We start from the raw sequence: 13329 nt of genomic DNA on the forward strand, positions 1-13329 counted from the left end.
ACAGAAGGACTGCGACCCATGAAGACCCTGCTGCGCACCGCCGCCCTCGTGCTCCCCCTGTCGCTCCTCGCCGGCACCGCCCTGGCGCAAGAAGAGAAGAAGGTTCCGCTGAAGCCCGTGCCCGTCCATGCGATCAAGGCCACCGCCGCCCCGGTGCTCGACGCCGACGTCGCCAGCGGTGTGTGGGAGAAGGCGCCGGCCACTGCCGTGAAGGCGCAGAAGGGCGTGAACTTCAAGGACAATCTCGGCGAGACCGGCGGCACCGTCCAGGCGGCCTATGACGACAAGGCGGTCTATCTGCGCCTCGTCTACGACGATCCGACCCTGTCGGTGCGCCGTAGCCCCTACGTCAAACAAGCCGACGGTTCGTGGAAGAAGCTCACCGATCCGGACGACAAGGGCGGCGACAACAACAAGTTCTACGAGGACAAACTCGCCATCATCTGGAACATCGACAAGTCGATCTTCGGCTTCGACGAGAAGTTCGGCTGCCAGGCAGCGTGCCATGCCGGTGAACCGGGCAAGTCCTACGGCAACAAGTACACCGAGGACGAGGGTGAGCTCGGCGACATCTGGCACCTGAAGTACGTCCGCGGCGGCTTCCTCGGCCAGATCGACAACCAGTATCTCGACAGCACCCGCTTCGACCCGCAGAAATCGCCGGAAGCCGGCCGCAAGTCCGACGCCAAGACCGGCGGCGGCTATGCCGACATCAAGCTCGTCGACGGCAAGCCGCAATTCATGAACAAGTCCGGGCAGGCGGCCAACAAGGGCGGCACCTACTGGCTGCGCGAGGCCGACAAGGCACCCTTCGACGACTCGAAGTACGTCGCCGGCGACGAGGTCGCCTCGATCCTGGTCGAGCCCTTCACGGGTGACCGCGGCGTCATCAAGACCTCGGCCAAGTGGAAGGCCGGCAAGTGGACGATCCTGATCGAGCGTCCGCTGACCACCGCCTCGAAGTTCGACGTGCAGTTCAACGACCTCACCAAGGTCTACGGCTTCGGCGTCGCCTTCTTCGACAACGCTCAGGTCCGCCATTCGCAGGTGCGCGAACCGCTGCATCTGATCTTCGACAAGTGATCGAACGCCCTGACCGGCGGGCGGCGAGACGTCCACCGGCGACCACTCCCACCTCGGGCCGATCGATGCGTGAGCCTCGCTCGGCCCGTTCGTTTTTCGCGCGCCTTGGCACGTCCGACCCGCGGGCCTTCGATGTGGGAGGCGCGGACCAAGCCGACGACGGTCGGCCGTTCCAACGGCTTCGACAAGGGGGCATGCCGCGATTGCATGACACGCCGTCCTCGGCACGTCCGCCATCCCCACCACCACCACGACACCCGAGTCGGAGGATCGCAGAGCCGAGCGAGCCTACGCTGCGGCTCGCAGCCCGCCATCGGGCTGCCGCGAGCACAGCGTGATCACCGATCTTCGAACCCGGCGGTCACCTCACCTTCAGCTCGGTCATCATGCCGGTGGCCATGTGGTAGAGGTGGTGGCAGTGGAGGAACCAGTCGCCCGGCTTGTCGAGGTCGACGGCCACCACCACCGGCGTGTGCGGCGGCACGATCACCGTATCGCGCATCGGCCCGGCGAAGCGGCCGCCACGGCTGCCGACCACCTGGAAATGATGTCCGTGCAGATGCATCGGATGCATCATCGAGGTGGGGTTCATGAACATGATCTCGATGCGCTCGCCGACCTTGGCCTCGAGCGGCGTGTGTTCGCCGTGCACCGCGCCGTTGAGCGTCCAGCGATAGCCGGGCGCCTCGCCGAGCATCAGGTGGAAGGTGCGATCGGCTGGACGGACGGCGAGCGGACGGGCCGCGACGAGACGCTGGTCGAGCGAGAGGTCGGCGTGCGCGGCGGCGGTCTCGGCCGTGTCGCCGAGACGCTTCACCTCGGCGCCCGCCGTCGCCAGCACGATGCCGGTCAGCGCCCGGTCGGCCTCGACCTGCGCCAGGATCGGGAAGGCGCCGCCCTCGCGCGGCACGGTGACCACGAGATCGATGCGTTGGCCTTGCGCGAGCGGGAAGCGGGTGCCGGCGAGGGGCCGGCAGGGTGAGCCGTCGACCGCGACGCATTCGGCGGCGAGGCCACCGGTGTCGACGAAATAGGCCGTCGCCGTGGCGCCGTTGACGAGGCGCAGCCGCACCCGGCCGCCGCGCTCGACGCGCACCACCTGCGGATCGTCGAGGGTGCGGTCGTTGGCGAGATGGGCGTCGTAGCGAACGTCGTTGGCATGCGGGGCGGCGCCCATCATGCCCATCATCGCGCCCGGGCCCATCCCCTGCATCATGCCCGGTCCCATCCCCGGCATGGCGCCGGGGCCGTGCATGGCGTGACCGTTCATCTGTCCCATCGGCATGCCGGGCATCGCCCCGGATCGCGGCGCCGGGGTCGGCGCGGCCCCATGGCCGGCATGCGGGTCCTGTACCGGGGCTGCCGCCGCGCCATGGGCGCCATGAGCGCTGCCGCCGCCACCGAGCTCGGCGAGGATCTCCTCCGGTGCGCGGAAGGCGAAGTCGTGCAGCATGACGACCACGTTCTGCACGTCGCCGGCGTCCTTCTCGATCGTCACCATCGGCGCGGCGAGCAGGCGCTGCTCGGTCATCTGGTGCGAATGCATCCAGTGGGTGCCGGGGGTGAGGAGGAAGTCGTGGACGTCACGGCCGCCGACAGGGGTCTCGCCGCCGCCGGGGCGCGCGCGGTCCTGGTCGAAGGCGGCGAAGACCTGGCCGTGCCAGTGCATGATCAGCGGCCCGCCGGTGGCATTCACCACTTCGCCGGCGAAGCGCTCGCCTTCGCGGGCCACCAGCCCCGGCTGTCCGTTCGGCCCGGTGAGGCCGAAGACCGTCGCCGCCTTTCCCTTCACCTCGAGCGTGCGCGACCCGACGGTGAGGAGCGGCGCGGCGGCCCGGGCGCGGCCGAGCCCGCCGAGTCCGCCGAGGAGCAGTGCCGACGACCCGACGAGAAGTCGGCGGCGATCGAGCGAGAGGGGCGAAGGGATGAGGGTCATGGCGGTACTCCGAGGAGGCGGGGGAGACGAGGGACGGGCGCGGGCGGCCGGACGCCTCAGCCGCCCCAGCCGCGCGGGAAGTCGGCGAAGACGGACGTCCGGCCGTTCGCGGCGAAGGCGATGACCTGGAACGGCTCGGGCGCCATGCCGGGGGTCTCCATGCCGGGTGAGCCGATCGGCATGCCGGGGACGGCGAGACCGCGGAAGGCCGGCCGCTCGGCGAGGAGGCGTTCGATCGCCGCCGCCGGCACGTGGCCTTCGACGACGTAGCCGTCGATCTCGGCGGTGTGGCAGGAGGCGAGCGCGTCCGGCACGCCGAGGCGGCGTTTGACCGCGTCGATGTCGGCGGCGGCCTCGATGCGGGCGTCGAAGCCCGAGCCGCGCATGTGGGCGACCCAGGCCTCGCAGCAGCCGCAGCTCGGATCGCGGTGGACCCGCATCGCCGGTCGCGCCCGCGCCGGGCCGACCGCGGCGAGCGGGGTGGCGGCGACGGCGAGGCCGCCGATGAGGGTGAGGAAGCGGCGTCTTTCGATCATGGTTCGTGCCTTTCGCGAGCGGCCGGCGCATTGCGCCGGTCGCGATGGTCCGGGTTCAGAACTTCGCCTGCGCGGTCGCGCCGTCCGGTGCGGTGATGCGGACGGCACCCTTGACGCCCTTCGGAACCGGCACCGGCGCGGTGCCGACGAGGCGCGACGGTTCGGCCGGGTCGAGCGCGAAGCGCACCGGCTTTCCGTCGACGACGAGGATCGCCTCCGCCTTGAAGCCCGTCGTCGCCACCGCCGCATCCGACATGTCGGAGAGATGGACGGCGACCGTTGTGGTGCCGTCGGCGACGAGTTCGGCGTGGTGTCCGCTTCCCGCGTCGACCAGCGCGCCGCCGTGCGGGCCGAGGCGCGGCTGATGGGCGGCGGCCGGGCCTGCGGTGAGGAGGGCGGCGAGGGCGAGAGCGGCGAGGAGGGTCGACGGACGGATCATGGATGCCTCGGTGATGGGTCAATAGGCCTCGATCGGCCGGGTGGGGGTGGTGAGGGCGTCGGTCGGCACGGTCTGGGCGCGGGCCTCGGCGACGGCGCGCTCGAGCGAGCGGCGGCCGAAGAGAAGGACCAGCACCGGCGTCACCAGCGTGTCGAGCGCGGTCGCCGTGACGAGGCCGCCGAAGATGGTGACGGCGACCGGGTGGAGGATCTCCTTGCCCGGCGCGTGGGCGTCGATCATCAGCGGCAGCAGCGCCACGCCGGCGGAGAGCGCGGTCATCAAGACCGGCGTCAGCCGTTCGAGCGAGCCGCGCGTCACCAGCTCCGGCCCGAAGGGCAGGCCCTCGTGGATCGCCAGATTGAGGATGTGGCTGATCTTGAGGATGCCGTTGCGGGTGGCGATGCCGGTGAGCGTCACGAAGCCGATCATCGAGGCGACCGACAGCGGTTGCCCGGCGAACCACAGCGCCGCCACCGAGCCGATGAGGGCGAGCGGCACGCTCGCCATGATCACGCCGACGAAGACCGCCGAGCGGTAGCGGCTCCACAGGATGGCGACCACCATCACCAGCGACACGATCGACAGGAGGCCGATCTTGCGCATGCTCTCCTCCTGCGCCCGGAACGTGCCGTCGAGCCCGGTGGAGAGGCCTTCGGGCAGGCGCGTCGCGGCGACGATGGCGCGGATGCGGCCGATCACCTCGCCCATGTCGGCGCCACCGGCGGTGTTGGCGAAGACGACGACCCGGCGATGGCCGTTCTCGCGCAGGATCTGGTTGGGGCCGTCGGTCTCGACCACGTCGGCGATCTGGCGCAGCGGGATCCAGCCCTCGGGGGTCTCGATCAGCATGTCGCCGAGCGCCTGCGTCGTGCGCCGGTCGTCCTCGAGCCGCACCACCACGTCGAAGCGGCGATTGCCGTCGACGATGCGGCTGACGAGGCGGCCGTTGGAGAGGCGCTCGAGCTGGTCGGTGACGGCCGCCGGCTGCAGCCCGTGCAGGGCGGCGCGGCGGTAGTCGACGATCACCTCGAGCTGCGGGATGCGCACCTGCTTCTCGACCTGGAGATCGACGACGCCGGGGACGGTCGCGAGCTTCTCGCGGAACTCGGCGGCGACGGCGCGCATCGTGTCGAGATCCTCGCCGAAGATCTTCAGCGCGATCTGGGCGCGCACGCCGGAGAGCATGTGGTCGAGGCGGTGCGAGATCGGTTGGCCGACGTTGGTGGCGACGGGCAGCACCGCGAGGCGGGCGCGGATGTCGGCGGCGATCTCGTCCTTCGAGCGGCCGCCGGGATGGAGATCGACCTCGACCTCCGAGGAGTGGACGCCCTCGGCGTGTTCGTCGAGCTCGGCCCGGCCGGTGCGCCGGCCGACCAGCTTGACCTCCGGCACCTCCATGATCAGCCGCTCGGCGACGAGGCCGACGCGGTGGCTCTCGGCGAGCGAGATGCCGGGATCGAAGAGGAGGTTGATGGTCAGCGTGCCCTCGTTGAAGGGCGGCAGGAAGGTGCGCGGCAGCTGCGTCGCGGCGACCACGGCGAGGACGACGCCGAGCCCGGCGCCGGCGAGCGGCAGCGCCGGCCGGGCGAAGACGAAGGCGAGCGCCCGGGCGTTCGCCCGTTTGAGGACGCGCACCAGGGCGCCGTCCGAATGATCGAGCCGCTTCATCCCCGGCAGCAGCCAATAGGCCATCACCGGCGTCAGAGTGATCGAGACCAGGAGACTGGCGGCGATCGACACCACATAGGCCTGACCGAGCGGCGCGAACAGCCGGCCCTCGATGCCGTCGAGCGAGAACAGCGGCACGAAGACCAGCACGATGATCATGGTGGCGTAGACGATGCCGGAGCGCACCTCGCGGCTGGCGTCGACCACCACGTCGAAGATCGAGCGCGGATTGCCCGCTTCGCGGTTCTCGCGCAGGCGGCGGAAGATGTTCTCGACGTCGACCACCGCGTCGTCGACCAGCTCGCCGACGGCGATGGCGAGGCCGCCCAGTGTCATGGTGTTGATGGTGAGGCCGGCGAGGTGGAAGACGATCGCCGTCACCAGGATCGACACCGGCACGGCGGTGAGCGAGATCGCCGTGGTCCGCACGTTGAGCAGGAAGGCGAAGAGGACGAAGGCGACGACGACGACCGCCTCCAGAAGCACCTTCTCGACATTGCCGATCGACGCCTCGATGAAGTTCGCCTGCCGGAACAAGAGGTCCTTCGCCGTGATCCCCGCCGGGAGGGCCGGGGCGAGATCGGCGAGCGCCGCCTCGATGTCGCGGGTCAGCCGCACCGTGTCGACGCCCGGCTGCTTTTCCACCGAGACGATGACGCTCGACCGCCCCATGAACCCGGCCTCGCCGCGCTTCAGCTTCGCGGCGTGATCGACGGTGGCGACCTGTTCGAGCGTCACCGGCCGGCCGTCGACGGTGGCGACGACGAGGCCGCCGAGATCGGCGAGGCTCTTGGTGCGTCCGATGGCGCGGATCAGGAACTCGCGGCTGTACTGGTCGGTGAAGCCGCCGCCGGTGTTGGAGCCGAAGCGGGCGACCGCCTTCTCGATCTGCTCGAGGTCGACGCCGAGCGCCCGCATCGCCGCCGCATCGGGCGAGACGCGGAACTGCCGCACCTCACCGCCGATCGGGATGACCTGGGCGACGCCGGGGATGGTGAGGAGCCGCGGCCTGAGGACGAAGTCGGCGGTCTCGCGCAGCTCCATCGGCGAGACCGCGTCGCTGCCGGTGACGGCGATCAGCACGATCTGGCCCATGATCGAGGCGACCGGGCCCATCTGCGGCACGACGCCGGTCGGCAGCTGCGCCTGGACGAGCGTCAGCTTCTCGGCGACCTGTTGGCGGTTGCGGAAGATCTCGGTCGACCAGTCGAACTCGACGTAGACGATGGAGAGCCCCACCCCCGACACCGAGCGGACGCGCGAGACGCCGGGCAGGCCGTTCATCTGCGTCTCGATCGGCCAGGTGACGAGCTGCTCGACCTCGGGGGGCGCCAGCCCCTCGGCCTCGGTCATGATGGTGACCGTCGGCCGGTTGAGATCGGGGAAGACGTCGACCGGCAGCCGGGTGGCGGTGAGCGCGCCCCACACGACCAGCGCCGCGGCGATCGCCACGACGAAGATCCGGTTCTTCAGCGACTGCGAGACGAGGAACTGGAACATGCCGCCTCACCGGATCTGATTGAGGAGTTCGGCACCGCCGGTGACGATCCGCCGTCCGGCTTCGACCCCGGCGACGATCAGCACGCGCTCGCCGTCGAGCGGCTCGACGCGGACCTCGCGCGGCACGAAGCGCTCCGGGTTGGTGTGCTCCCACACCAGCGATCGCCCGTTCGAGCCGCGCAACACCGCGGAGCGCGGCACCGCGATGCCGCCACGCGTCTCGGAGAGCCTCGCCGACACGGTGAGGAGTTGTCCGGCACGCAGCCCCTTGGCCTCGCCGTCGACCGCGAAATGCACCGGCACCGCCTGGGCGCGGTCGGAGAGGCCGCTGCCGACGAAGGTGAGCGGGAAGCTCTCGCCGCCCGACGGCCGGCCGGTCGCCCGTGCGGCGAAGACATGCGCCTCATAGGCCAGCGCCTCGACCCAGAAGCGGCGGGGATCGACGATGCGGAAGACGACGGTGTTGGGCTCGGCGATCTGCCCGGTGGTGGCGGCCAGCGCCGCGACCACCCCCGAGACCGGCGCGACCAGCGCCTCCGAGGCGCGCTCGCGCTTTTCGAGGTTGGCGCGGCGCGCCTTCAGTCCGGTCAGCTCGACCTCGGTGTCCTCGATCTGGGCGCGGGCGATCGAGTTGGTGATCTGGCGATAGCGTTCGAGCCGTTGCGTCATCAGGGCGATCTGCTGGTCGAGTTCGCGCGCCTGCTGGTGCTGGGTGGTGACGTCGGCCGCCGCCACCGCCGGCTCGACATAGGCGAGGACGTCGCCCGCCGCGACCGTCGTGCCGAGCCGCGGGAACCCGCCCGGCGGCGGCTTCAGCCGCCCCGCGAGCGACGATTGGACGACGCCCGATCCGTCAGGATCGGGGATGACCCGGCCGGGCAGTTCCACCGTCGTCGGGTGATCGGCGATCTCGGTGAAGAGGGTGCGCAGGCCGAGGATGCGCTGGCTCGACTTCGGCACGAACAGCGTGCCGTCGGGCAGACGTTGGGCGAGATCGCGCGCCTCGTCCGCCTCGACCGGCGATCCCGGCGCGATCCCGAGGAGGAAGAGCCCGGCGAGGGCGGCGGTGGCGATCCTGCGCCGTCCGAAGGCACCGGCGAAGGCGAGCCCTGCCGCGAAGCCGGCGAGCGCCAGGCCCCACCCGCCGAGCACATCACCGACACCCGCCGGTCCGCCGTCGCTCGCCCGCGCCGGCATGACCACCGATCCGGCGGCCGGCTTCGCCGCGACCGGCGGCAGAGTCAGCGTCGTCGTCAGCACGTCGACGATGTCGCCGGCCTGCACGGTCACCGCGAGATCGATCGTCCGGCCCGGCTCGGCCCAGGGCGCGGGGAGGCGATAGACGCCGCCCTCGGCCGTCGCCTTGACGAGCCCCGCCGGCCCGTCGACCTCGACGATCGCGTCGGTCACCGGCTGGTTGTCGCGGAAGTGGTCGATCAGGATCTCCAGCGCCCCGGCGCGCGCCACCACGACCATCTCGAGATCGTCGGAAGAGGCGTCGGCGCGTGGCGCCACCGTGGTCGAGATCGGCGGCGGCGGGGCGCCGTGATCGTGCCCGTCGTGGGCTCGGGCCGCAGGAGCGGCGAGGAGGGCGAGGGCGAGGGCGAACGAGGCGAAGGCGAGGCTGCGGTGCATGTCGGTTCCGATGCGGAGTGTCCCGACCGTGACCCTGCCCGATGGCACCCGTCGCAGGATTTCAGTTCCGTAACAAATTGTTTCAGCCCGGCCGGGAGCTTCCCGCCGGCAGATGGACGCGCACCAGGAGGCCGGTGGGCGGGTTGTCGGCGAGTTCGAGCGAGCCGCCGTGGCTGTCGACGATGCGGCGGGCGATGGCGAGGCCGAGGCCCCAACCGCCGGTGTCGCGGTTGCGCGACGGCTCCAGCCGCACGAAGGGATCGAGCACCCGGGCGCGATCGGCTGCCGGAATGCCCGGGCCGTGGTCGGCGATGGTGACGGTGACGCCACCCGCCTCCGCCGCGACGCGGATCTCGGCTCGGCCGCCGTATTTCACCGCGTTGTCGAGGAGATTGGCGAAGGCGCGCTTCAGTCCCAGCCGCCGGCCCTCGACCACCACACCGTGGTCGCCGTCGAGGACGACGTCGCGGCCGGCGTCGGTCTGGTCGTCGACCAGCGTCGCGAGGATGGCGGCGACGTCGACCGGCTTCACCTGTTCGTCGTCGCGGTCGCCGGAGAGATAGGCGAGCGTCTGGTCGATCATCCGCTCCATCTCGTCGAGATCGCCGGAGATCGCGCCCCGCGTCGCCGCGCTCTCCACCTCGCCGAGGCGCAGCCTGAGGCGGGTGATCGGGGTGCGCAGATCGTGGCTGACGGCAGCGAGCGCATGGGTGCGGTCGTCGATCATCCGCTTGATCCGCCGCTGCATCTCGTTGAAGGCGACGGCCAGGGTGCGGATCTCGGTCGGTCCGTCCTCGGGCACCGACACCGCCTCGCCGCCGCGATAGATGTGGCGGGCGGCGTCGACGAAGCCGAGGAGCGGCCGGGTCAGCCAACGCACCAGCAGCATCGACAGCACCATCGCCCCGAGCGCCATCAGCGAGGTCGACAGCAGTGTGCCGTGACCGTCCTCGTGGCGGGACGCCTGCTCGACCAGCGAAAAGTTGATCCACGTCCGATCGGGCAGGGCGAGCGAGACGGCGGCGAGATGGGGGTCGTCGTGACGGTCGCGGTTGGCGCCGACCACCACGTCGCCGGGCGCGAGGTCGTCACCGAGGGTCGCCAAGCGCTCGGCGAGACCGGCGAGTTCGCCGCTGCCCGGCCCGCCGGCGACCGCGTGTTCGCTGCGGCTCCAGTGGGCATCGATCGGCCCGCCGGAGAGATCGTGCGCCACCGCCTCGCGCTCGCTCGGCACGACCCGCATCACGGCGCGACGGATGGTCAACAGGCGATCGGCGAGACGGGTCACGTCCGCCGTCGCCGCCTCGCGGTCGAGGGCATGGCGATAGGTCCACAGGCTGAGGAGATGCACGGCGCCGATGCCGAGGAACAACACCAGCATGGTGCGGGCGGCGAGGCTCGAGGCGAAGGCGCGCATGGAGCCCCTCACGTGCGTTCGACGTCGGGAACGAACAGATAGCCGGCGCCGCGCACGGTCTTGATCACCTCGCCGGCGGTCTCGAGTTTGCGCCGTAGCCGGCTCACCTGGACGTCGATCGCCCGATCGAACGGTTCGGCGTCGCGGTTTCGGGTGGCGTCGAGCAGCAGCTCGCGGCTCAGCACCCGATGTGGCGTCTCCAGGAAGGTGAGGAGCAGGTCGTACTCGCCGGTCGACAGATCGATGACGACGCCGCGCGGGTCGGTGAGTTCGCGCCGCGCCGTGTCGAGACACCAGCCGGCGAACCGGATCTCGCGTCCGGTCTTCGCGCCCCCGCCCTCGCTCGGCCGCGCCCGGCGCAGCACGGCGCGGATGCGGGCGAGGAGCTCGCGCGGATGGAACGGCTTGGCGAGATAGTCGTCGGCGCCCATCTCGAGCCCGACGATGCGATCGACGTCGTCACCCTTGGCGGTGAGCATGATGATCGGCAGGGACGAGGAGGCGCGCAGCTCGCGGCACAGCGTGAGCCCGTCCGTGCCGGGCAGCATGACGTCGAGCAGGACGAGATCGGGCGTGCAACGCGCGATCGCCTCGCGCATCTCCACGGCGGATCCGACCGAGGTGACCCGGTGGCCGTCCTCCCGCAACAGCTTCGAGACGAGGCGGCGGATCTCACCGTCGTCGTCGACGAGCAGGATGTCGTACCCGAGCGTCTCCGCCACGTCTCGCCTTGCCTCCGGTCTCTGCCCCGTCACCGTCGTGACCGATTTTCCGACCGACGACAAGCGTCCGAAGCAGTCACCGAACCGGCCACAGGTGCAGATGCCGAGACCGGCGGCGCCTCCCTCGGACGCCAATGGCAGCCGATCGACGGGTGCCGGACGCGTCGTGGTCATTCCGGCAAGTCAAAACGAGCGGCGGTGCAACCAGTTGCACGGACGTCCGCGCAGGTTGGACTGCAGCCTTGGCGGCGGGCCCGAAATCAACAGCCTCGAGGGAATATTACTACGCGGAACAACGGGTTCCCGTGCGCTGCTCCGCAATGCGGCGGTGAACGGTCGCAACACCGATACCGAGCGTCTTCGCAATGGCAGTCGGGCCATGTCCCTCGGCGGCTAGTCGAGCAACGTCCTCTGATACCAAAAGCCGGCGACGCCCCTTGTACTTGCCCTCGCGCTTCGCCTTGGCGATGCCTTCCATCTGACGTTCACGACGAAGGCCTCCTCCCAGAGCGCCGCGGACGATCGGAGACCCAGCAGCTCGGAAAAGCCCATCGCATCGAGCATCTTGACGAGGTTGGGTCTCATCGTTGGGGAGCCGAATGAGCCGATGCGCTTGGTTTCACGCAGAACGGTATCTTCGTCGGCTCCTACGCGAAGTTGTGCTCGGACGGCTTTATAGGCTTCGGCGATCTGGTTCGGCCCGGGGGTGATGCCGACGATGACGAGGCGCGCGGATCGGTTCACGTACTCGAAGGGGACATAGAAGAGTTCATCCCGCCCGTTCGAGGCCAGGAGGGTCTCCGGCGCGAGCTTGGCCGTCTCTCCGCGAAGCAGGAGCAACTCGCGGAACCGACTCAAGAGGATTGGCTGCACGTCTTCCTCCCGACGGGTCGACTCGCCGTCGACCTTTCACCCGGATCGGGCGCATTGCACCCGGTTGCACGAGACCGCCGTCCGGTTCCCGCCCGGACCACCTCACTCGAAGAAGTCTTCGTCGAGCCGCTTCAGGTGCAGGGTCTCCTCGATCCGGCAGCCGATGTTCCAGCGGACCATGAGGGTGGCGAGTTGGTCGCTGTCGACGAGGACGATGCGCTTGCTCAGGTATTCGGCGGTCTGGCGGGCGTCGGCGGTGAAGGTCGAGGTGGTGACGAACAGGCCCTTGGTCGCCTTGTGGCGGTCGAGGCTGCCGAAGAAGTCGCGGATCGCCCCGGCGCCGACGGTGTTGCCTTCGGCGTAGCGCTTGGCCTGGATGTAGACGCGATCGAGCCCGAGGGCATCCTGATCGATGACGCCGTCGACGCCACCGTCGCCGCTGCGCCCCAGCGAACGGCCCGCCTGTTCGGCCGAGCCGCCGTAACCCATGGCGAGGAGGAGCTTGACGATCAGGCGCTCGAAGAATTCGGGTGGGGCGGTACGGACGCGATCGACGAGATCCTTGGCGAGCGCCATCTCGATGCGCCGGTGCGCGGCGCGCATCACCTCGTCGGGCGTCTGATCCGCCGTGGCGGTCGGAGCGGCCGGGGCTTCTGCGGTGCCGGTCTCGGTCGGGGCGGCGACGAATTGGCGGAACTCGGCGAAGCGCCCGAGGAACTGGTTGTCGATCCGCTCCGGATCGGTGGCGAGGACGTCGGTCCCGCGCGGCGTGATGCGGAAGTGGCCGCGCCGGGTGTTCTCCACGAGACCGGCCTTGGCGAGATAGGTCTTGGCCCAGTGCACCCGGTTGCCGAAGAGCGTCTGGCCGCCGGAGGGGATCGACTGCGTCCGTGCGGCTTCGCTGAGGGCGAGGGCGTCGGCGAGCCGGGCGACGACTTCGCCGATCCGGACCTCGCCGCCCACGGCCGCCCGCAGGACCGGCAGCATCAGGCTCTGATAGTCGGGGATCGTGTCGGTGGGTTGAACGAGTGCGGTCATCCGAACACCTCGGCGGAAAGCGCTGCGGCCATCGCCTCGGCCTTGGCGGCGGCGGCATCGAGGGCTCGGGCGACGGCCTCGATGCGGGTCACCTGTTCGGCGAAGGCGGTTTGGAGGGGCAAGGGGGGAAGAAGGACCCGGAATTTGGAGATCGCTTCTTGGCTGATCTTGAAGGTCCCGTTCGTCGTTCGTGCCGCTCCTTCGATCTGCGCACGCATGAAGGCGGTTGCCCACAGAGCGGAGAGGTAAGCCGGGTCGAGGCGCGACCACACTCCTCGCAGAGCGATCATCGTATCCGGGAAGGACGTGTCGGGCATATCAATCGTAGGAAACGCACCACGCCCCACAAGCTGATTGACGTGCTCCCCATTTTCCTGCCGGTCATAAGTTTGGTCCGGCGGTGATCTGGCCCTGATCGGACCGGGTGGCGAACACCGACGGCGCGAGGCCGCCGAGGCTCGAATGGGGGCGGAGGGTGTTGT

At 70.1% G+C, this 13329-nt stretch carries 11 protein-coding genes; 1 reads left to right on the forward strand and 10 read right to left on the reverse strand.

The window, feature by feature from the left end:
• Positions 1-18: 18 nt before the first annotated feature.
• Positions 19-1083 carry an ethylbenzene dehydrogenase-related protein gene (locus J3S89_RS07500; RefSeq protein WP_217926876.1) on the forward strand — a complete coding sequence of 355 codons (1065 nt, stop codon included), beginning with the start codon at positions 19-21 and terminating at the stop codon, positions 1081-1083.
• Positions 1084-1444: 361 nt separating this feature from the next.
• Here J3S89_RS07500 and J3S89_RS07505 read toward each other — a convergent pair whose 3' ends face one another.
• From J3S89_RS07505 to J3S89_RS07550, 10 genes are all read right to left on the reverse strand, one after another.
• Positions 1445-3019 carry a multicopper oxidase family protein gene (locus tag J3S89_RS07505; protein WP_217926877.1) on the reverse strand — a complete coding sequence of 525 codons (1575 nt, stop codon included), beginning with the start codon at positions 3017-3019 and terminating at the stop codon, positions 1445-1447.
• A 56-nt stretch (positions 3020-3075) separates the two neighbouring features.
• Positions 3076-3555, reverse strand: coding sequence for a DUF411 domain-containing protein (locus J3S89_RS07510; RefSeq protein ID WP_217926878.1), 480 nt, complete (start codon positions 3553-3555; stop codon positions 3076-3078).
• 55 nt (positions 3556-3610) lie between these two features.
• Complete coding sequence (locus tag J3S89_RS07515; protein WP_217926879.1) at positions 3611-3994, reverse strand: hypothetical protein; 384 nt, start codon at positions 3992-3994, stop codon at positions 3611-3613.
• Between the two features lie 18 nt (positions 3995-4012).
• On the reverse strand, positions 4013-7162 hold the full coding sequence (locus J3S89_RS07520; protein WP_217926880.1) for an efflux RND transporter permease subunit: 3150 nt from the start codon (positions 7160-7162) through the stop codon (positions 4013-4015).
• A 6-nt stretch (positions 7163-7168) separates the two neighbouring features.
• Positions 7169-8797 (reverse strand): efflux RND transporter periplasmic adaptor subunit, encoded by a 1629-nt coding sequence (locus J3S89_RS07525; protein ID WP_217926881.1) that lies wholly within the window; start codon positions 8795-8797, stop codon positions 7169-7171.
• An 82-nt stretch (positions 8798-8879) separates the two neighbouring features.
• Positions 8880-10214 (reverse strand): ATP-binding protein, encoded by a 1335-nt coding sequence (locus J3S89_RS07530; RefSeq protein WP_217926882.1) that lies wholly within the window; start codon positions 10212-10214, stop codon positions 8880-8882.
• 8 nt (positions 10215-10222) lie between these two features.
• On the reverse strand, positions 10223-10936 hold the full coding sequence (locus tag J3S89_RS07535) for a response regulator (RefSeq protein ID WP_230488983.1): 714 nt from the start codon (positions 10934-10936) through the stop codon (positions 10223-10225).
• 393 nt (positions 10937-11329) lie between these two features.
• The gene (locus J3S89_RS07540; RefSeq protein ID WP_217926884.1) at positions 11330-11809 is read right to left on the reverse strand and encodes a hypothetical protein; all 480 of its coding nucleotides are present in this window, start codon (positions 11807-11809) and stop codon (positions 11330-11332) included.
• Positions 11810-11911: 102 nt separating this feature from the next.
• On the reverse strand, positions 11912-12847 hold the full coding sequence (locus J3S89_RS07545) for a restriction endonuclease (RefSeq protein WP_217926885.1): 936 nt from the start codon (positions 12845-12847) through the stop codon (positions 11912-11914).
• A complete protein-coding gene (locus tag J3S89_RS07550; protein WP_217926886.1) occupies positions 12844-13065 on the reverse strand; it encodes a restriction endonuclease subunit S domain-containing protein in 222 nt (73 codons plus the stop codon). The genes J3S89_RS07545 and J3S89_RS07550 overlap by 4 nt, the downstream gene beginning before the upstream one ends.
• Between the last annotated feature and the right edge of the window lie 264 nt (positions 13066-13329).

It is taken from the genome of Pinisolibacter aquiterrae (genome assembly GCF_019160155.1).
GTDB classification, from domain to species: domain Bacteria; phylum Pseudomonadota; class Alphaproteobacteria; order Rhizobiales; family Ancalomicrobiaceae; genus Pinisolibacter; species Pinisolibacter aquiterrae.